Origin of the sequence: Shewanella sp. BF02_Schw (genome assembly GCF_014596695.2) — a bacterium.
Classification (GTDB): domain Bacteria; phylum Pseudomonadota; class Gammaproteobacteria; order Enterobacterales; family Shewanellaceae; genus Shewanella.
Window position 1 is genome coordinate 340,605 of the sequence record NZ_JABKAW020000003.1, and the last position, 20,431, is coordinate 361,035.

The 20,431-nt window shown below is 41.5% G+C and carries 15 protein-coding genes; 6 read left to right on the forward strand and 9 right to left on the reverse strand.

Annotated elements, in window-relative coordinates; all coding sequences use genetic code 11:
- Positions 1-763 precede the first annotated feature (763 nt).
- From HNW13_RS14105 to HNW13_RS14115, 3 genes are all read left to right on the forward strand, one after another.
- Complete coding sequence (locus HNW13_RS14105; RefSeq protein WP_192116342.1) at positions 764-1,093, forward strand: IS66 family insertion sequence element accessory protein TnpB; 330 nt, start codon at positions 764-766, stop codon at positions 1,091-1,093.
- Positions 1,087-1,434 carry an IS66 family insertion sequence element accessory protein TnpB gene (tnpB, locus tag HNW13_RS14110; RefSeq protein ID WP_208062782.1) on the forward strand — a complete coding sequence of 116 codons (348 nt, stop codon included), beginning with the start codon at positions 1,087-1,089 and terminating at the stop codon, positions 1,432-1,434. Before HNW13_RS14105 ends, tnpB begins: the two co-directional genes overlap by 7 nt.
- Before the next feature lie 83 nt (positions 1,435-1,517).
- On the forward strand, positions 1,518-3,092 hold the full coding sequence (locus HNW13_RS14115) for an IS66 family transposase (protein WP_208062879.1): 1,575 nt from the start codon (positions 1,518-1,520) through the stop codon (positions 3,090-3,092).
- Positions 3,093-3,544: 452 nt separating this feature from the next.
- Here the strand turns inward: HNW13_RS14115 and HNW13_RS14120 are convergent, their stop codons facing one another.
- On the reverse strand, positions 3,545-3,856 hold the full coding sequence (locus tag HNW13_RS14120) for a hypothetical protein (RefSeq protein WP_192116032.1): 312 nt from the start codon (positions 3,854-3,856) through the stop codon (positions 3,545-3,547).
- A gap of 31 nt (positions 3,857-3,887) precedes the next feature.
- A complete protein-coding gene (locus tag HNW13_RS14125; RefSeq protein ID WP_192116033.1) occupies positions 3,888-4,655 on the reverse strand; it encodes a hypothetical protein in 768 nt (255 codons plus the stop codon).
- Between the two features lie 212 nt (positions 4,656-4,867).
- Between HNW13_RS14125 and HNW13_RS14130 the strand changes: the two genes are divergently transcribed.
- Together HNW13_RS14130 and HNW13_RS14135 are read left to right on the forward strand one after the other, a co-directional pair.
- Positions 4,868-5,758 (forward strand): site-specific integrase, encoded by an 891-nt coding sequence (locus HNW13_RS14130; RefSeq protein ID WP_124014280.1) that lies wholly within the window; start codon positions 4,868-4,870, stop codon positions 5,756-5,758.
- Positions 5,755-6,828: an IS91 family transposase gene (locus HNW13_RS14135; RefSeq protein ID WP_124014279.1), complete on the forward strand. Its 1,074-nt coding sequence runs from the start codon at positions 5,755-5,757 to the stop codon at positions 6,826-6,828. The genes HNW13_RS14130 and HNW13_RS14135 overlap by 4 nt, the downstream gene beginning before the upstream one ends.
- 255 nt (positions 6,829-7,083) lie before the next feature.
- Here HNW13_RS14135 and HNW13_RS14140 read toward each other — a convergent pair whose 3' ends face one another.
- Positions 7,084-7,689 carry a hypothetical protein gene (locus HNW13_RS14140; RefSeq protein ID WP_192116034.1) on the reverse strand — a complete coding sequence of 202 codons (606 nt, stop codon included), beginning with the start codon at positions 7,687-7,689 and terminating at the stop codon, positions 7,084-7,086.
- A 126-nt stretch (positions 7,690-7,815) separates the two neighbouring features.
- Positions 7,816-8,265, reverse strand: coding sequence for a hypothetical protein (locus HNW13_RS14145; protein ID WP_192116035.1), 450 nt, complete (start codon positions 8,263-8,265; stop codon positions 7,816-7,818).
- 117 nt (positions 8,266-8,382) lie between these two features.
- On the opposite strand from HNW13_RS14145, the gene HNW13_RS14150 reads away from it, so the two are divergent.
- On the forward strand, positions 8,383-8,532 hold the full coding sequence (locus HNW13_RS14150) for a hypothetical protein (protein ID WP_192116036.1): 150 nt from the start codon (positions 8,383-8,385) through the stop codon (positions 8,530-8,532).
- Between the two features lie 670 nt (positions 8,533-9,202).
- Here HNW13_RS14150 and HNW13_RS14155 read toward each other — a convergent pair.
- The 5 genes from HNW13_RS14155 to HNW13_RS14175 all read right to left on the reverse strand — a co-directional run bounded on the left by HNW13_RS14155 (position 9,203) and on the right by HNW13_RS14175 (position 20,412).
- Positions 9,203-10,588, reverse strand: a complete 1,386-nt coding sequence (locus HNW13_RS14155; protein WP_192116037.1) for a site-specific integrase — start codon at positions 10,586-10,588, stop codon at positions 9,203-9,205.
- Positions 10,589-11,066: 478 nt separating this feature from the next.
- Positions 11,067-11,378 (reverse strand): hypothetical protein, encoded by a 312-nt coding sequence (locus HNW13_RS14160; RefSeq protein ID WP_192116038.1) that lies wholly within the window; start codon positions 11,376-11,378, stop codon positions 11,067-11,069.
- 1 nt (position 11,379) lies between these two features.
- The gene (locus tag HNW13_RS14165) at positions 11,380-13,194 is read right to left on the reverse strand and encodes an RHS repeat-associated core domain-containing protein (RefSeq protein ID WP_192116039.1); all 1,815 of its coding nucleotides are present in this window, start codon (positions 13,192-13,194) and stop codon (positions 11,380-11,382) included.
- Positions 13,195-13,564: 370 nt separating this feature from the next.
- Complete coding sequence (locus HNW13_RS14170; RefSeq protein WP_192116040.1) at positions 13,565-13,957, reverse strand: hypothetical protein; 393 nt, start codon at positions 13,955-13,957, stop codon at positions 13,565-13,567.
- Between the two features lie 8 nt (positions 13,958-13,965).
- The gene (locus HNW13_RS14175) at positions 13,966-20,412 is read right to left on the reverse strand and encodes an FG-GAP-like repeat-containing protein (RefSeq protein WP_192116041.1); all 6,447 of its coding nucleotides are present in this window, start codon (positions 20,410-20,412) and stop codon (positions 13,966-13,968) included.
- Between the last annotated feature and the right edge of the window lie 19 nt (positions 20,413-20,431).

The window sequence follows — 20,431 nt, forward strand, 5'->3', positions numbered from 1 at the left end:
ATGAGCGAAAAAAATATTAATAAAACGAAAAACAAAATGAGATTAGAGCTTCATTTTTTTACACTATATCCAAGACCTAAACGGTAGAACAAAACTGTGCCGCCCATCATCTGAACAAGTAACATAGCTCATTTCTATTGCTTTGGCGACAGCTCTGCTCGATGTACTCAATTCATCAACCTCAATCGACACATCAAAAAACTAGCTTTGAATTAGTGACTTATCGGTAACCCACGGAATTCAGCACAGCTGAGAAACTTGATAGCAATCAAATATGAGGATGTGTTGTGTTTTTTGGAGGGGATACTTAAGCGAACAGCCTGCGCTGGTAATTTGTGGTGCCTTGTCGTCGTTTTCGGTATCAATGCTCACAATATTCACTTAATGCAGGTAAAGCTCAAAATTGTTAATGAGGATGGATAGCTTGCTTTTCATAAAGAGGAGCCTTTGGGCTCAAAATCCTATCTTGCGCCCCAATAAATAAGCCTTATATTTGTCGGTTTGGCATTTGGTCTTGAATCTAAAAGAGGGATAGCTTGCTTTTAATAAAGAGGAACCCGGGGGTTCAGAGCCCTATCTTTCACCCAAATAAAAAGGCCTTATATTTGTCGGTTTGGCATTTGGTCTTGAATCTAGAAGAGGGATAGCTTGCTTTTAATAAAGAGGAACCCGGGGTTCAGAGGTATGCGTCCGGGCAAGTACGTCTTCAACTGCGCTCATCGAGCCTTTATCTTAACGACTGATAATGACATCAGGAGTTAACATGGCTACACGTTCACATCAAGATTGGGCTGTTTTGATACAACAGCAATCCGCTAGCGGCTTAACGATTTCAAATTTTTGTCGTGTGCATAAGCTTAGTCTTAGCGGGTTTTACGCCCGCAAAGCGGACATGGCTAAAACAAGCAGTCAACCGATAGCGCCGTTTGTTAAGGCCACCGTGACCTCGTCGACTGCTATAACAACCCAAACTCAACCTACCGCTTCAGCCCAGACTATCCATTTTCAGCATCATACAGGGCTATGGACTTTCCCCAGCACCTTGCCTGCACGATACCTGCTGGAGATTATAAAAGGCCTACAAGCATGTTGATGTTTCGTGAGCTTCCGTGTGTTTATCTGCACCGTGCACCGGTGGATTTTCGTAAATCGATAAATGGCTTAGCTGTTATCGTTGAGCAGCAATTATCCTTACAGGCCAGCGACGGCAGTGTGTTTGTCTTTTGTAATAAAGGCCGTGATAAATTAAAAATCCTCTACTGGGATAACACCGGCTTTGCACTTTGGTACAAACGCCTCGAGCAGGATAAGTTTAAGTGGCCGACGAAAAGTATTGATGAGTGCCTGAGTTTATCTGAGCAACAGTTTCATTGGCTGTTATCTGGCTTTGATGTGCTGGGTCATCAGCATGTGAACGGCTTGAATTACAGTTAATTGATCGCCATTGCGAAGGCTGTTTTCGATAATTAGATCACTGCTTTAGCCTTATCTAAGGGTATGTTTGGTATAATAATGCCATGAAACTAAACCCTGATAACTTACCCAATGACGTTGATTTACTTAAGCAATTATTGCTTGAGACGTTGGCGGCTAAAGACGCTGAAATCGCCGAACTTAAACACTCTGTGCAGCGTTTGCTTGAACAATTTCGCTTAGCCCAGCAACAACGTTTCGGCGCCAGCAGTGAAAGCCATGACTATCAAGGTGAGTTGTTTAACGAAGCAGAAGTGACGGTTGATGAGCCTGTTGAATTAACAGCAGATGCTGACGCGCCTGTGTCACCTAAACAGCGCGCCAAGCGTAAATTACTGCCTAAAGACCTGCCACGTGAAGTGATTATCCATGATATCAGTGATGAAGATAAGCAGTGTGAGTGCTGTGGTCATGAGCTGGCGTTAATGGGCCAAGACAGTAGTGAGAAGCTGAAGTTTATTCCGGCGAAAATCAGTGTGATTGAGCACGTTAGATTAAAATACAGCTGCAAGCATTGTGAGACTAAAGGACCCCAGGCCAATATCAAACAAGCGCCCGTGCCAGTCAGTCCTATCCCTAAAAGCGTGGCGACGCCAAGCTTGTTAAGCCAGCTCATTACCAGTAAATATCAGTACGCATTACCCCTTTACCGGCAAGAAACCTTATTCAAGCAACACGGTATCGCCTTAAGCAGGCAAACCATGGCGGATTGGATGATGAAATCTGCAGCGCTGTTCAAGCCCTTACATGATTTACTGCACCAACATCTATTAACACAAGATGTCATCCACGCCGATGAGACCACGCTCAAAGTGATTAACGATGAGCGAGTAAAATCCTATATGTGGGTGTATTGCGCTGGCGCGGATAAACCAAGCACTGAGCCTCGATATCAAGGTTTGCGCAATATAGTACTGTACGACTATCAAGACGGTAGCCGCGCGGGCACCTGCGTGAGCCGTTTTCTGGCTACCGAGCAAACGGTATTTAATGGTTATTTACAAGTCGATGGTTACGCGGCTTATCAGCAGGCAAACAATAAACTGGTCGGTTGTTGGGCTCATGCGCGGCGTAAATTCAAAGAAGCGCTAATAGCACAAGGCAAGCCCAAAGTAGGCAAAATCAGTAAAGCGGATATGGCATTGAGCATGATAGCCAAGCTGTACCGTATTGAAACCCAAATACAAGCACTGAGCCTGGAAGAGCGATTGTATTTTAGGCGCACCCACTCACGTGCTCAACTGGGGTTATTTAAGCAATGGTTGGATAAATCAGTGCAGCAAGTATCAAAGGAAAGTCCGCTAGGCAAAGCCATCCATTACAGCCTCAATCAATGGTCAAAGCTGAGTTGTTACACGCAAGACAGTCGCCTCAATATCGACAACAACCGCGCAGAGCGGGCAGTAAAACCGTTTGTGATAGGGCGTAAAAACTGGCTATTCAATCACAACCATCGCGGCGCTGAGGCGAGTGCAATTTTGTACAGCATCATAGAAACGGCTAAAGCGAATGGACTTATCCCGTTTGATTACATCGAACACTGCTTAGAACAATTATCCTACCCTGATTGTGACCTCAACAGTCTCTTACCCTGGCAGGTTAAGCTAGACAAGGCGTAGTTCGCCGGACGCTTACGTTCAGAGTCCTATCTTACGCCCAAATACATAGGCCTTATATTTGTCGGTTTGGCATTTGGTCTTGAATCTAGAAGAGGGATAGCTTGCTTTTAATAAAGAGGAACCCGGGGTTCAGAGTCCTATCTTACGCCCAAATAAAAAGGCCTTATCTTTCGATAAGGCCTTTTTATTTGAATGTGGCGGAGGGATAGGGATTTGAACCCAAGCAATCAGCCACAAAATAAAACTAAAATTCATAATAATCAATCACTAATCGAAAAGTCACATCTCAGTAAGTGAACATTCGTAGTCGATGTATGACATTTAAATATTTATCGGTTAGATTGTCAATGATTAACGCCTAATTAACAGGCTAAAAATTGTTGGCTAAAATAGTGAGCGCAGCGAACCTAGCCAACTGTTTTTAGTCCTTGTTGAATTTCTTGTTATGTGTTTTAGCTAAACAGCCAATTTAATGCGGTATAGCCACCCACTAACACTAAAGCAAGCAAACCAAAAAATACTACAGTAGTAACAGCCAAACCTATCTTTGTAGTTGGAGAGTCTTCAGGTTCGACAAACATGCTCGTTTCTAGTTTTTTAACACCAACATAATTTCCTAAACCATCACCATAAAACTCACCATCTTTGATAGCTGTTTCGCACGCAGAGATTAGATTCTTTAATCCTTGTTCATCCCCAACAATACAGTCTTCGTGCTCAATCCATTCTGTGCCATCAGTTAATTGGGGCGATTTAATATCCATATATTCTCCAACTTGAGAAACACATAACGCCTCAAGCAGGGGCGCCGCTTTGCGGCGTCCCTTGGCTTGAATTGTTAGATTTTAATTCTCGGGCAATGGTTTTAAACACGGAAACCCCAACAAGAGTTAACACATTATCGTTGCCAATTATTCCGACACTTCTTAACCCGGTCATGGCGCCACCATTAATAGGAATTTGCGGATGCGTCCCGTGTCGCTCAACCTCGTGATATAAGCCAGAAAATGCCTCAATAAGTTTTTCGGGTGTACTCCCGATAACGAAATCGACTCCTAAATGCTTACTGATTTCACCAACTATTTGCCTTCTCCCTGGCGAAACTTCAGCGTTTGCATAATGGAGAAATTGCATATATGGGTCTTGTATATCTCGAATTTTTGACTCTAATTGTTGATGCCGCTCTTCAAGAGCTGCGGCATGTTTCGTTACCGTGATTAGCTGGGTTACGAGTGCTTGCTTTTCAGCCTGTGTCTTCGAACCTGTTTGGGTGAGATCATTTTGTAACTGCTCAATCTGTTCTTTTAGCGGCGCCTTCTCATCCTCTGCCTTTTCTAGTTCATCTGTAAGTAACGCTGTTCGTTTTTCATAGCGTTGAAGAAGAATATCAGGGGAGGTTTCAGACAGGTCTTTCACCTTTGTTTCTAGGAATGATATTTGGGTCTTTAGAGTTTCTATTGTCCCGTCTTTAGACTGAACCAATATACGGTATAAGACAAAAACTGCCGCGATGAAAGCTAGCACACTTCCAATTTGCGTGTAGAAAACTGTCTCGATGGTCATAGCTTCCTCTTAAAATCTAACGCCCTGTTAAGAGGCAAAATTTAGTTGGCTAAAATGTTGAGGAACGAAAACAGCCAACTGAATTTTGTCCTTTTTAAACAGCTTGTTGAACGAAGCCGCTCTGCGGCAGAAAAGATAAAAACACATCTTTAGCCCCATCATAAATACTTACTAGACCCTGCCTACCTTGGCAGCTATCTAGGAGTATTACTATGAACGCTCACGAACAACAACGCTTTGATTGTCTTTATGAACAACATCTTACCAATTTAACGCTGCAAGGCAAGCGGCCTGCTACCATCGACGCTTATAGCCGCGCTGTCAGGCGTATTAGTGCTTATTTTGACTGTTGCCCTGATAACCTTTCAACCGATGATTTAAAACGCTACTTCGCTGATTTAATTGCCTCTCACTCCTGGAGCACCGTAAAACTCGACCGTAATGGATTACAGTTTTTCTATCGATATGTTCTTAACCAGCACTGGGAGTGGCTGAGTATTGTGAAGCCTCCGCAGGTTAAACGTTTACCCGATATATTGACCCCTGCCGAAGTATCCATCGTCATTAGCCTCACCCATAAGCTGCGATATCAAGTGTGCTTTTTAACCCTTTACAGTATGGGGTTGCGCCTCGGCGAAGCAATTTCATTGCAGGTTGGCGATATCGATTCCGCGTTGATGCAGGTGCATATTCGTGACGCCAAGGGCGGTAAAGACAGGCTGGTCCCTTTACCTCAACGCACATTACTTGCACTGCGATATTACTGGCAAACCCATCGCCATCCCCGGCATGTATTTCCCGGTAAAGATGGCAAGCCAGGTTCAATGATAGATAAAGGCGGTATTCAAAAAGCACTAAAGCGAGTGATTAACGACTGCAACATCCACAAATCCATCAGCCCACATAATTTACGTCACAGCTATGCGACTCATCTGCTCGAACAAGGGTTAGATTTACGCTCAGTACAGCACTTACTCGGCCACAACAGCCTTAACACTACCGCACGCTATACCCGCCTCACCACCATCACCCGCAAGAACACTGTCCTGTCAGTTAACCAGCTCACTGATAATTTGGTGCTTAAGTGGGAGTGTGACTCATGACATTCATCGATATTTTACGTGACCATCTTGATGCCTTTAATCAGGCTTATGATGGCCAAATTACCCCGTCAATGCGCCAAGCGATTAATGCCATGCTCAGTTGCCGCTCTCATTCCCAAAGAGCCAGCCACTGGGCTTGCCAGGGTTGCACGCATACCGCTGACTTTCCGCTGTCATGTGGTCATCGCAGCTGCCCGCAATGTCAGTACAACACCACGGCAGATTGGCTCACTAAGCAACAAGCCAAGTTACTGCCCGTCGACTATTTCATGGTGACTTTTACATTGCCATTTGAGCTGCGTGTTGTGGCTAAATATCACCCAGAAGCGCTCTATCCAGCCATGTTTGCCGTCGCTGCCAGTGTGCTCAAAGACTTTGCCCTTAACTCACCAAAGCTTGCCGGTGATATTGGTTTCACCGGCGTGCTGCATACTCACAGCCGGCGACGGGATTTACATCCGCATATTCACTTTATTATTCCTGCGGGCAGTTTTAACAAAACTCAACAGCACTGGAAAAAGAACAAAGGCAAATACCTGTTCAACGCCTTTAATATCGCCAATGTCTGGCGTGCACGCTTGCTGGAGTATTTGGCAAAGCTTAATCTCACACTGCCAACCTCACTGCCCAAAAAGTGGGTAGTAGACTGCCAACATGTGGGCAAAGGCTTGCCTGCACTGCAGTATTTATCACGCTATCTTTATCGCGGCGTACTGGCTGACAAAAATATCAAAAGTCATGTCGATGACAACGTGAGTTTCGAGTATGAAGACAGCCAAACAAAGTCGACAAAAGTACGCACCTTACCCGCCATAGAATTTCTCTGGTTAATACTGCAACACGTATTACCGAAGGGATTAAGGCGAGTGCGTGACTATGGATTACTCAGAGGTAACGCCAAAAAGCTCAGGCTACAAATACAGCTTATGCTGGCAGTTGCAGGGGCAACGTTTCCAATCATTCCTGAGATAAAGCGCAGATTAGCAACCCGCAGTTGCCCCTGTTGCCAGCAACCAATGCGCTTTATGGGCGTAGTGGCACGACCGACAAACTTAATGACCTCAACCTAATGTTGAAAATAATAAGAATAATGGTTTAACTGAATACCGTGGAGGATTAATTTAACGCACTGAAATTAATAGAGTTAAATAATTAGCAGAGGGGCTAAGGGTACTTGCTGACTACAAAAAACTAGCACGATAACCATCACATCAAACAGCGCGTTTTCTCGAGCTGTTATTTACATAATAAAGAGTCACTCTCGGTGTTCGGGCTTGTTCAACACTTGGGATAGGACGCGGCTTCGCGCGGCCTATCCTTATTTGTTATATGCAATTAACACTATCGCTAAGACAAACATTTACAGACTTACGAACGAAAGAGGAAGATTTCCCCTGCAATTGCATAAATTCCTTCATTTCGTTTAGTTGATCTTTGCCAAATGCTAATACACCAGCTTTTGAAGACGCTGGAATTCGTAGTTCACTAGTTACAACATATGCCGTTAAACCTTGAATAACTACACGTTGATCGGTGAAGGTACCGTACGATTGTCCATTTTGTTTTGCACACATAATACGGCCAACTGAAGTCAAATGGTCGCTAACATTGATTTCTTGAGGACCATTATAAAGGACATCAGAGCATGATTGCCTAGCTAAGCTAAACATACTCTTTTGAAATTTTTCAGCCGAAATTTTTGACTGTAAAGGTAACTTTTGTTCTGTAATTATCCAGTTTGTATCAAGTGGTGTTTTTCCACTTGGTACCCACTCTTTAATATATTGACCAGTTGCTTCCTTTTTTGTCACTTGTTCCCAATTGTCTTGAGGTAATTCTACTTCAATCCCTGTGATTTCTGTTTTAGGGCTTGTAGATGCACAAGCACCTAAAATTAATGACAAACTTAATATTGATACGACTTTATTCACCGCACGCTCCTTTGCATATAACGCCCTAATAATGGGCAAAAAATTGTTGGCTAAAATGTTGAGGAACGAAAACAGCCAACTATTTTTTGTCCTTATTTATTAGCTTGTTAGGCATTTTTTAGCCTTTTACTCTTTAATCTCGTAAGGAGCAGGCTCTAAAGATATTAAAACCTTTACAATACCTGCAATAATTAACAATTTAAGAGGGATAGCTATAAAACCAAAGTAGTACCTTGCAACAAATGTTGGTCCACCACCTTCAATGAAAGTACTTAAATACAGTGTTAATAGCCTTAGCGCTAATAGAGTGATGGATATGTATAAAAAGGTTACGCCCCAACTCTTTATAATTCGAGTGTTCAAATTTGACTTAATAAAAAATATTGTGCAGATAGCCATTGGAACTAGCCAATTAAATAAAAAATTAAGAGCCATGAACTCAATACCTGATAAATCCCTTCGGGGGTATCGATACAAGTCAATTGGTAGAATATTAAAGGGTTGCAGCAGCTGTGTTATTGGCAATAATTGATTAAGTATAAATGTAAAACTAAGAATTATGATGATATTTCTCATTGCGGCCTCCAATGCCTAACAGCTTATTGAAGGGCTTGCATTGTAAATGCCAGTCCCTTAACTTATTGATTAATAACATCCTACATTTGCTATCTTATTGAAGTAAAGCAATTAATTGTGCCTAACAGACAAAAACAAACAGAGCTTGCGCGTAAAGTAGAGTTTGTGGTCACCGCCAGAAAAATTAAAAGCATTAATATCAGACGATTACGATTTTTCTATTTTCAATACGATACAACTAAAGAACGATTCTTATTCGATTTTTAGCGTAAATCGATGAAACACCATTATAACTGTACATAAAAACAGTACGCACCACATAAAAGTGTGCATATTGATTTTATCTTTCACGCTTTTGATTTCTTCACATGCGCAGCATGTGGCTGTTGGGGTTAAGGGGTATCCCCTTGCCCGAGCTTGTATCCGACCTTTTTGGAACAAAAAGTGGGATACAAGCGTACCGGGTTTCGCTGTAGTCCCACTTTTAAAGTGGGCTGCTTTGGCTTCGCACTCACTGAGTGCGAAACGGTTTAAATTGCATTCTTTACGTGAAAAGTTTCGTGAAATTAACGCGGGAAAAGTAAAAATTCGATTTCTCAGCAAGATTTATTATCGATTTACGCCCGTAGGATTTGATAAGTGCGGCTGAGAAATGATGCTGCTGGTGCGTTTCATCATTTCTCAGGCTGGTTATTGGTTCTGTGAGAGCAAATTTTGTGTGTAAAAGCACTCAGGATTCACTGACTGTTATCATTTTTTCATCCTACGGTGACCCATTAAGACAAAAAATCGCTCATATAAATCAGTTTTCTTAATCCTACGAGCAAAAATTGGCGCAAAAAGTATCAAACAATACAGCTAGTGACCGACTAAGCCGTATGTCGTGCCTAATACCGCATCGGCAAGTGTTCCCCTTGACCCTTTTCAATCAAACGCTTTATATGGGTTTCAACAAATTCAGCGCGTACTCAACTTTATCCACCACTGGCTTGAGTGTTTTAACATCATATTGCTTACCGTATCGTCCATAGGTGATGTTGTGATAAACGTGTCCGACGATTTGTGCCACCATCGATTCTTCTATTTGCAGTTGTTTAAGCTCATCAATAAAGGTGTGACGGAATGAATAGGCTGTAGGTCGTTTACCTGCGATAAAGTGTAGTTGGTCGAGTAATTTGCCAAACTCACGGCAGAACTTGTGTGACCAAACACCATCGCTACTGGGTTGATAATGAAATAACGGACTGGTTTTTGATGTTCGGTCATTAATGGTTTGAACGAAATCAATAAAACCAAGATCAATGAGCTTTTGATGCAGCGGAACGGTTCGCTTTGACTGTGCGGTCTTGAGTTGTTGGCTCATGCCTTCATTGGTGACGTGTATGACGTTGATACCATCTATGGTGGTTATATCATTACTGTGTAGCTGACAGGCTTCTGAAGGCCGTAAACCGTGATAGAGCATCAATAGCGTTATCCATTTAAAGTCGGGATGCTTATCGATAAAGTCTTGTGATTGCAGTACGTGTTTTAGTTGCTTTGGTTGCCAGCGCTGACGCGCTAAATCATGCCCAGCTTGGTTACTTGGCTTGGACAGTTTCACTTCATCAAACGGGTTAGCGCTGGTGTAGCGCATCAGTTTGCACCACTTAAAGAACTGCGACACCGCCGCGAGGTAGTCTTTATTGCTTTTATGGCTTCGACCTTCTTCGAGCAAGCAATCCTTGTATTCCATTGCCTCAGCGCTGGTAATGTCGAATACATCATCTAGGTGGGTTCGCTCAATAAAGTGGCCTATACGTTGATTTAGCTGCTTTACCGTTAACACTGAGACAGACTGCTTTTGTTTAGACGCAATAAATTTAATTAGTGCATCCGTCAATGTGATGTTAGCGACTGAATTTGTTTGCTTTTTACTACCCGAACTATTTGACAATGCCAAGTTTGTTGATGAGGGATAATTGTCATATGTCGCACTATTATGGGCTAATTGCGTTGTTCGAGTGGGCATAAACTGGATGATTTCCCGCACTGGCTTGGCGTTTTCATCAAGCCTTCCTGTTGCCCCAACAAAGCCTACACGGGCATCATTAATCAATTGATTTACGTGTACTTTAAATGCATCTGGCTGTGATTTTGAGGTTAAGTTACTGATTAATGGTCGTAAGATACCCGCAACCACAAGGTTACGGCCTATCGCGATTGAGCGCTGTTTAGTGAGTAAGGATACTTTGATGTCGGCAGAGAAGCCTTTATCACGTAGAGAAGCAGGCAACACCATGCGGGTGTAATAGGTACAATTTGTGGCTCTGAATAGGTACATATGTCTCAGTCATCCGTTTTGGGTCTGAGAATATGATTTTTCAAATGCTAGAAAGCAAAAAAGCCATTGATTATCAATGGCTTTTTCACTTTAGAATGTGGCGGAGGGATAGGGATTTGAACCCATACTCTCTAATTAAATAGTTAAAATAGTCGTTTAAATTCATTTGGTTGCAGATTTTTACATCTTCAAATTCTGCAATTGCTAACTAAGATTGACTTTATTCCTGACGTTGAAAAAAGTCAATAATTATGAACTGATTTCATTTGGGGCGCAGCTTGGCTGTAAAGCCCATGTCTTTTAAAAAATCAGGTCTGTACAACCGCTTCTAGCGGTAAATGAGCACATCAAAAGCAACGATAAGAGTGAGAATGTTGTACAGAAAACTAGGGCAAAAAGCCTTTGGTGAGCAGAGTATAATATTGACTCACCGGGAGCGTCTTATATGGCCATGTTATTTATCAGCAATCTCGCCTCTTTAATTTAAAGCACCCTGAACAACAACTGAAAAGAAGGCCAACAATCCAAATAGAATTTGCCATCTCAATTTTCGTCTTAATTGTACAAGAACGATTTTGATTTTAATGTTCTGCTCTTCGTCTATTTTCTCTCCAGAGAAAACATCACTCATAAAGTTAAAGTCACTATATAACCCCAAATGACTACTATAGTATCTTCCAAAAATGTCTATTTTACTTGCTTGGCTCTCTTCGATTAATATTCTTAATCCTTGGTGATAACCTACAGCAAAATAAATTGCACTCGTTGTGAATATTATAAATAACAACATACTAACCACCATTCATTAAATAATTTGCAACATTTTGGCCGCTTGTTGTATAACCTGTACTTAAGGCTGCACCTACGGCGAGTGGATAAACTGCTTGTGCATTTACATTCCAATTACCTTGATAGTCCCATTGAGTATTAATACATACTTGAAAACAAGCTTCGAATTGCTGATACATACCATTTATATTACCTTGTTGATATAAGGGAGCTGAGCCAAACCCCCCTCCTTTTAGCATTAGACCTGTTTCATCAGCAATAGATACTGAAGTATCACCATTGAGTTTAAATGAAGAATTTGCAGAAAAACCTTTACCGAACGAACCTTTAAATGTTGTTCCTGCAGACATATCATTTTTCATATAAGAAGCCACTGCATCAGCAGATGTGGACAATGAAGTTCTTATTTCTGACAAGCTATTTTCAATACTTCCTCTAAATGCTGTTGCACCATCAGCAATATCTCTAAACCATTTGGCCAAAGGAGCGTATGGATCGCTAGGTGATTCACTTTGACTAGGGTGATTAGCATCATTATAGGCTTTCATAAATGCAGCGGTCATAGCACCATTAGCAAATTTCCCTCCCGTAAGTTGACTCACAGTACCACCTACTATTGCAGCGGAAACAACTCTCGCAACTGTATTTTTGAAAACTGCGTCGATTTTACCTCCAGCCATGCTAGTTACACCAGCAGCGGCAAAACCATGCCCAAATTTTCCACCAGATAATACACTGCTAATTCCCCCAGCTATACCTCGTATAGCGCCTTTAGCAAGTATATTTGATATTCCGTTATTGGCGATTATATCACCAGCCCCAAAAAAAATTGCGCCACTGAATGCTCCAACTAATGCCCCCTTTAGAGAGCCAGTTGCAACGTAACCAGATAGTGCACCACCTGCAATTGCCCAAGCTAATCCTGCTCCAGCAGTCATCACCGTAATACCAATTTGAACAATCGTTTTCCAATGCTTTTTCACAAATCCAAACAATGACTTAAAGAAATAACCACTCGGATCGGTCATCGACATCGGATTATTCAAAACATAGGCGTATCTGTTATAGCTTTGGCTATTCAACGGCGCCTGAATATTAGGATCTGCTTGTAAGAATCTACCCAAGGTTGAGTCGTAAATACGCCCACCCATATGAATAATATCTAAATCTTTGATGTGCTTATGGCCTGTATATCCTCTGTCTGTAGGTTCGCTGGTCGTAAAACTAGCCAACGAACTATGAAGATACACAGCGGTACGTTTACCCCATGGGTCATAAATCGCTTGCGAGACGACTGCGCCACTGCCATTGGTTGTGGCGATGACCGAGCCTTGATGGTCTTTGTGTAGATAAAAAGTATCAGTTGAACCATTGCTTCGCTGGGTATAAACAATGTCGCCAACATAAAACTTATGCTCGGTTAATGTACCTGCGCCACCAGTACGGTAGACCTTTTCATAATTACCTAAATAAGTTGTCTGATAAGTAACATTTTTACCATTTTCGACATACGAATCTGATTTTGAAACGAGTTCACGTTCAGACCCATATTTCATGGTAGAACTACTGCCAGCTTTCGTGATTAATGTTGGCTTGTCGTAACTGCCATAAGTAAAGGTGCGGGTGCCATCAGTTTTACTATTGCCGTTGGCATCGTAAAAAAACTTATATAATTGCGCTCCAGAGGCTGATTTGACCTCATTAAGCTGGTGCGGTTTAGTTGCATAGTAGGTGTAATTGCCCACACCCGTTTTAAATTTAATATTACCCCAGTCATCATAATTGAAATCTTGATACGTTTTAAAATTTGTTGGCAAGATACCACTACCAGTGGCAATACTAATCGAGCGATCTTCTAAACGGTTTGTCAGATAGTCATAACCATACGTTTCTGTAAAGTCGGTAATGCTTCCAGGAATTGAACCAAATTTAGTCCAGCGGCTGGTTACGAAATAATTGTGGGTGTCTTAATTATTGTAATTACGCATGATTGGTTCAGATTTCACTATTAAGCCCCGTCTTTATAAACATCAGGGCAGTATAGCCGCTTCTAGCAGTAAATAAGTCGCATCAAAAGCAATGATAAGACTGAGAATGTTGTACAGAAAACTAATGCCAAAAAGCCTTCGGTGAGCAGAGTATGATCTTGACTCACCGGAGGGGTACATACGGCCATGTTAAAGTACTTTATTTAATGCGATACTTTCCTACAACCTCGGTTAATATGACCTTCAGTTTTTCAAATTGGGCAACTCCCATGTCAGTCATTTTAAAATCTCCTACCTCAGAATAAGTTAACTTTGATTGCTGTTCATCTTCCCTGAACATAACTTCAACATATTGCCCTATCAATCCATTGCTAACACGCTTCATATCAATGTAATAACTGCCCACCATCCAGCATTTATTAGCACTTTCGTCTTCTTGTTCATAATTATCACTAACAAAGCCCAATGCTTTAAGATTAGTGCATAGGGCCATATATTGTTGTTCAATATTTAACTTGTCAGTATTGAAGCTAATTTCAACATCGGCCGTTGGCAGACATCCACTTAATGCCATTAAGATAGTTGAAAACATCAAAATCCTTAACATCCACTTATCCTCAAATCACTATAAGTTGTGGTAATAAAAGGTGTGCAATCGAATATAGGCTTTGAAGCCCTACCAGTTAATGAAAATAATCCCGCAGAAATCCCTTGAAGTGATAGATAATATGGTCCAAGCGCTTTTTGCTCGTAAAAATGTTTCCTCTCATGCTGATCTAAGATCATATTCTGTCCACGATATAAACTATTCGGTCCAGTAATCACATTCCCAATGGTAATCGCGTCACGTCCACCCTTATCATAATAATACATACCATTCCTAAATTTTGGTGCAAAAAACTCCCCTTTATTGTGGTAAGAAGCAGATATGCCAACCGCATGACCAATGCCATCATTTATCAAGCCAGCATTCAAGTTTTTTTGTGCGATTTTAGAGCCTCCAATAATATATCCTTGAGCATAATCAGCAACTCTATTTATTGCAAAATTTGCAAACTGATTTGTATGATATATATCAAGGCCTAAATCAACGTCTATCTGACCAGCTAAAAAACCTCTTGCAAATCCTTCAGCATCACCAGTTTCCATCAAACCATTTGTACCACTAGATAAACCTCGAGCAAAACGGGAATCCCCAAAAAAACTACCCATAAAACCTGCTGCAGCGCCAGCAATTGAACCAGATATTGCCCCTCGAAGTGCACCTTTAAGACTGCCGGATATCAAAGCTCCGCCAACAAATCCACCGGCTGCTCCAGCCATAGCTCCAACAGCCATTGTACCTGCAGTGGTCAATGTTGCTGCTGTAGCAGCTGTGGTCGCTGTAGCTGCTGTTGCAGCAGTACCCCACGTAGCGCCCCATGTAGATACCCAACTAGTTGCTGCTCCTGCAGTAAAATATATGGCTACAGCTGCTACTATTGGTTTCCAGTATTTCTTTATTTGATTACCTAACCACTTAAAAAAGTACCCACTCGGATCGGTCATCGACATCGGATTATTCAAAACATAGGCGTATCTGTTATAGCTTTGGCTATTCAACGGCGCCTGAATATTAGGATCTGCTTGTAAGAATCTACCCAAGGTTGAATCGTAAATACGCCCACCCATATGAATAATATCTAAATCTTTGATGTGCTTATGGCCTGTATATCCTCTGTCAGTCGGTTCGCTGGTCGTAAAACTAGCCAACGAACTATGAAGATACACAGCGGTACGTTTACCCCATGGGTCATAAATCGCTTGCGAGACGACTGCGCCACTGCCATTGGTTGTGGCGATGACCGAGCCTTGATGGTCTTTGTGTAGATAAAAAGTATCAGTTGAACCATTGCTTCGTTGGGTATAGACAATATCGCCGACATAAAACTTATGCTCGGTTAATGTACTTGCGCCACCCGTACGATATACCTTTTCATAATTACCTAAATAGGTTGTCTGATAAGTCACATTTTTGCCATTTTCGACATACGTATCAGATTTATAAATAAGCTCACGCTCAGGCCCATATTTCATGGTAGAACTACTGCCAGCTTTCGTGATTAATGTTGGCTTGTCGTAACTGCCATAAGTAAAAGTGCGGGTGCCATCAGTTTTACTATTGCCGTTGGCATCGTAAAAAAACTTATATAATTGCGCTCCAGAGGCTGATTTGACCTCATTAAGCTGGTGCGGTTTAGTTGCATAGTAGGTGTAATTGCCTACGCCCGTTTTAAATTTAATATTACCCCAATCATCATAATTGAAATCTTGATACGTTTTAAAGTGAGCTGGCAAAATAGTATCGCCAGTTGCAATACTAATCGTCCTATCTTCTAAACGGTTTGTCAGATAGTCATAACCATACGTTTCTGTAAAGTCGGTAATGTTTCCAGGGATTGAACCAAATTTAGTCCAGCGACTGGTTACGTTGCCGATATCATCATGCACGACATCAGTGTAAGCAAGCTGAGCACTACCATTTTTAACGTCAATACTTGATAACCAGCCAGTGTCATTTTCAAACACCGCTGTGCTCGATACATTATTACCGTAAGTGACTTTGTCGACTTGATTTCGTGCTGTCATTGAGTCAACACGTTTTAATAAAGCACTCGTTACATTATTACGTACTTCAGATAGATAACCAGAGGTTGTGTAGTTATTCTTAACTGAAAACGCCGCAGTACCAGTAGGGTATGTAGTAATACTTGGGCGACTGTAACTATCGTAAGTTTGACTTTGCGTGAACGTATTTCCATCTATTAAGGTTGTTGTGGTTTTAACTAATCCATCTGGGTAATAAGTAAAACTATTTTTATACGTTGGGCTACCAGTCGCACATGTAACATTTAAGGCATCATATTTTTCGGTAGACAGCAGTCTGCCTTTATCCGTTGCTGTACCATAATTCCAACAAAGCGTACCTTCTGATGGCTCATAGCTTTTTATTTTTCGGCCAAGTAAATCATATGTGAACGTAAAGGTATGGTCTCTTGCTGTCTTCTGGGTCATTAACTCACCAAAAGCATTATAGGTGTACTTCCATAGGCCTTTTGAAGGGTCGTTGGTGGAGAGTTTTCTGCCCCAGTCATCATATGTAACAGTGACAATGTAATTACTGCCTTCACCAGAGGTGTCTGTAGTCACAACATTGCCTTGAGCATCATAAGTAAAAGACACTGTATTACCGATAGCATCTTGAGTATAAGCAGTTTCACCAAAACCATTTTGATATGCGCTTGTCGTTATACCGACTTCATTAGTGGTTCGACTTTCAAAGCCAAATAACTCATTTGTGACTGTTGTGCCATTGGGCTTTGTAACGGTATTAGGTCGATTTAATTCATCGTATTCAAAAAGTGTAAAGTCAGTTGAGTTTGGCTCATACACCATTTTTTCTCGGCCTTGCTCATCGTACTCTTTGATGACTTTGTTCCAGCCACCGCTAAAGCTTGTGGTTTGAGCGATAACCTCGCGCCCCCATTTATCAAAATACACTTCCTGGGTGGGATTTCCGGTTACCGTTGTTCTAACGTAGTAATAGGCATTACTAGAACAGCTGCTGCAAAAAGCTTGAGTAACGGTCGTTGTTTTTGCGTCAGGATGGTCAATGGTTTTTAGTCGGCCTAAATCATCAAAATATTCTATTTTCGCGACATTATTGGCATCGGTAGTTTTTATTGAAGTGATGACACCGGTTACAGAGTCTGCATCAACATTGTTATACTTAAAACTGGCTCTAAAACCCATCGCATCATCTGTGTAACTCAGGTAACGCCCTTTAGCACCATAATTACTACTCGTACTACGAGTAATATTTGTGCCTGTTGCTGTGCTATAACCCGTTACTGCTTCAGAGGTTTTATGTCCCCAAGCATCATACCCATAAGTGGTTGTTAGTTTAGTGGCTGCTTGGTTAGGTGATAATGTGCTCGATTTCAACATCAAATTTGAATAGTAATCAAATGTTGTTTCTCGGACATGTGTTTTAGGGTCGCCTGTTCGTGTTTTTGTGACAACAGAAGAAGCTAAACGGCCATATCGTTCCCAGTCACCCGAACCATAGGTATTAACATTGTTGGTAGTGAGTACGTCATTAGAGTATTCATCAGAAATTTCAATGTTACTTTCAAGTAAGTTACCCCAGCCATCATATTGATTGGTCGTGAGTGTTACGCTTGACAATATGCTGCTAAGATTGCTGTCTAGTATGTAACTTTCTTCTTCTGAAGATGCAATATAAGGTGAAATACCACCATTAGCGGTTTGGATGACGTCTAGCGTGTTAGTCGCCCTTGAAAGTATTTGAGTGCCAAGCATTTGAATGGTTTCAATAGGCATGCCTGCATGGGCAAACGTTAATTCACCATGCTCTTGACTGTATTTGGTTTCGGTCACTACATGGGTTTGGTTATCGATGGTTTTTAACATCTGAAAGCCTAATGAACCACGGCCCTTTTTATGGATAAGAAAACCACCGTATTTATAGTTGACCGATATTTTATCATTAACACCAATATTGCTTTGCGTTTCTACTTTACTGACGAGTTGCATACCTGAGTGAGGTGAGAACGTATCTGTTGTTGTGTCTGCATCTGAGAAGTTTGTCACATACACAGATGAGTCTGTCATCGGTTTGTAGGTTACCGTTGTCGCAACACCAAAGCCATTGGTAATGGTATTGATGGCGAACTCTTTAACCCCTTTACGGTTATAGTATTTTTTCCAACTGCTGCCTGTTGAAGTCAGTAGGTTTAATTTACCATCGCCATCCGTATCACCAAAACGAACCGTAGCATTGGCGTCAAAAGCCATAGAACCACGGCTCTCAAATGAAATCCATTCACCAGAATCTGTGGGGCGAGAGAAGAAAATAGCCCAATTAGACGTTGAAGTTGCATGTAACACGTCCGCGCGGCCGTCATTGTTTAGGTCGACAAATTGATCAAGGTATTTTTTAGTACTCGATGTAGCTAACCCCGCGTCTCTAGACGCTAAGAATTCAATACCGTTAGAGAGTCGATACCACCATTTATCGCCACTGACAAATAACAAATCACTCAAGCCGTCACCATTTAAATCGGCTATACGGAAAGTGTCTTCATAGTTACCAAGGGTCTGCTGTAAGGTTAAGACCGGATTTGCCATGGTGCCTGATGCGACAAAAAGCATATGTTTTGTTGAAGTACTGCTGGTCCAGGTGCCACCTAAATCATTTCTACACTCATTTGCTGAGTTTACAAATCGATCGAAAACGCCTCGAACATAACAACCTGATATCGTTGACGTGACTTTCATTACAAGGTCTGAACGTCCATCGCCATTAATATCAACGGCACTGGCAGATTTCATATCAGCAGTTTGAGATTGTACTCCCATATTTAACTCAGCAGATGCAATAGTATCCGCAAAGGTATAGAGGGTTTTATTTGCACTAAAAGTACCATTGCCATTGTTAACATGGGCTTTAACAGTATTACCCGTTCGAAAAACAATATCTTCATTACCATCACCATTGACATCCATGACTTGCGCACCGTTTTCAAGTCCTGTAGCAACGACACCTAAATCTTTTAAAGTATAATCCAATAGCCTAGTACGCTCCTCACAAGGCTCTCCAGATGGGCAAACTTGATATGTACTCTGGCTTGCTTGATATGATAGGGCATGCCAATTTGTTGTTGCTGAGTTTGCAACAAGTAAATCTCTTACACCATCACCGTTATAATCAATATTAAGCGCATATTCCTTTTTTGAAGTACCAGTAGATGTCATCGTTTTAGTGGAAGTAAAGTAAGGGCCGAGCTTCACTGCCCACGAACTACCACTGACGTAAACAATATCTTGATACCCATCACCATTGACGTCAAAAATTTGAGATGTACTGACGTTAGCAGATCCACTCGCAACGGTAGTAAAGTTCTCAAATGGCTTAAAATTAGTAGATGTAGGTACATCATGACAAAAATCAGGTGAACCTGGCTCAGATTCACATAGATATTGCATGCTACTGCTAGATAGATTGGGGCGTTGCCAACCGAACGTTGTTTTAGGTAAGCAATTACTGAAGTTAGTATCATTATCGGGACATTCTTGAACGGATGTTAGTAAGGTGCGTTCTTCTATAAAGTTACTGGTCTCATAGTTCAAAAAGTAAGAGCGGTAGTTGCTACCGTCAACCGATGAGTCAATACGCTTTAGTATTTTGTTATGTTTTGCAATAGCCCCCGCTTGATAACCTAAAAAACCCTTACCGTAGTCTTCGTAAACAAATTTAACTTTATTGAAAGCTGTACTGTCGCCCAATTTTGCTGAGTACTGAATGCTATCAATGTAAAATGTCCCATTCGCTTTACTGTTGTTGTAATTAAACAGAATATAGTTGTCTTTGATATCTTTAATGACTTTAACAGCCCATGTTTTAGCTATTCCAGTCTTATTGCTTGGTTCAACAAATGCGTCCGCTTGATTTGTACTGACAAGACCCGTTAAAGCGGGATTACCATAATAATAAGTTTCACCGGCTTTCGTTTTAACTTCAAAATAACTAGGCCCATTAGCTTGGCTACCGCCCATAGCAGTAACAATTGAGAAGTCATCAACTTCTTTAATGTAAGTTGAATACGGTGCACCGTAGGTACCCGCAAGCAATATCAATCGTTGACCATCAAGACAAAACCTATCACTACTGGTAAAATTTACACCTGTTATCGCATTGTCATTAATTGGCGTTTGTGGACAACGCGAAACGGCTGAAATACCGCCAATACTCCAACCAATACCTACAGGGCCATCTTGAAGGTTATTACTTGAATAGTTTAACGACACTTGCGGCGTTACGCCTGCACGCCCTTCAGGTATAGTAATGGGTACTGAGTATGTGGCGGCACCACTCTCATCAACCCTAAACTCACTTGAAGACAACCCTACAACTTCGGCGCTCGAAGATGCACTTACTCCAAGAATAATGAGCATTATTGGAAGCAATAATTTATGGCGAGACATGAGGCATCCTTACTTTCAC

Excerpts from the sequence above, each read along its gene's own strand:
- HNW13_RS14130 (WP_124014280.1), top strand. The coding sequence starts at position 4,868 with ATGAACGCTCACGAACAACAACGCTTTGATTGTCTTTATGAACAACAT.
- HNW13_RS14135 (WP_124014279.1), top strand. The coding sequence starts at position 5,755 with ATGACATTCATCGATATTTTACGTGACCATCTTGATGCCTTTAATCAG.
- HNW13_RS14105 (WP_192116342.1), top strand. The coding sequence starts at position 764 with ATGGCTACACGTTCACATCAAGATTGGGCTGTTTTGATACAACAGCAA.
- HNW13_RS14125 (WP_192116033.1), bottom strand. The coding sequence starts at position 4,655 with ATGACCATCGAGACAGTTTTCTACACGCAAATTGGAAGTGTGCTAGCT.
- HNW13_RS14175 (WP_192116041.1), bottom strand. The coding sequence starts at position 20,412 with ATGTCTCGCCATAAATTATTGCTTCCAATAATGCTCATTATTCTTGGA.
- HNW13_RS14160 (WP_192116038.1), bottom strand. The coding sequence starts at position 11,378 with ATGTTGTTATTTATAATATTCACAACGAGTGCAATTTATTTTGCTGTA.
- tnpB (WP_208062782.1), top strand. The coding sequence starts at position 1,087 with ATGTTGATGTTTCGTGAGCTTCCGTGTGTTTATCTGCACCGTGCACCG.
- HNW13_RS14155 (WP_192116037.1), bottom strand. The coding sequence starts at position 10,588 with ATGTACCTATTCAGAGCCACAAATTGTACCTATTACACCCGCATGGTG.
- HNW13_RS14115 (WP_208062879.1), top strand. The coding sequence starts at position 1,518 with ATGAAACTAAACCCTGATAACTTACCCAATGACGTTGATTTACTTAAG.
- HNW13_RS14120 (WP_192116032.1), bottom strand. The coding sequence starts at position 3,856 with ATGGATATTAAATCGCCCCAATTAACTGATGGCACAGAATGGATTGAG.
- HNW13_RS14170 (WP_192116040.1), bottom strand. The coding sequence starts at position 13,957 with ATGTTTTCAACTATCTTAATGGCATTAAGTGGATGTCTGCCAACGGCC.
- HNW13_RS14145 (WP_192116035.1), bottom strand. The coding sequence starts at position 8,265 with ATGAGAAATATCATCATAATTCTTAGTTTTACATTTATACTTAATCAA.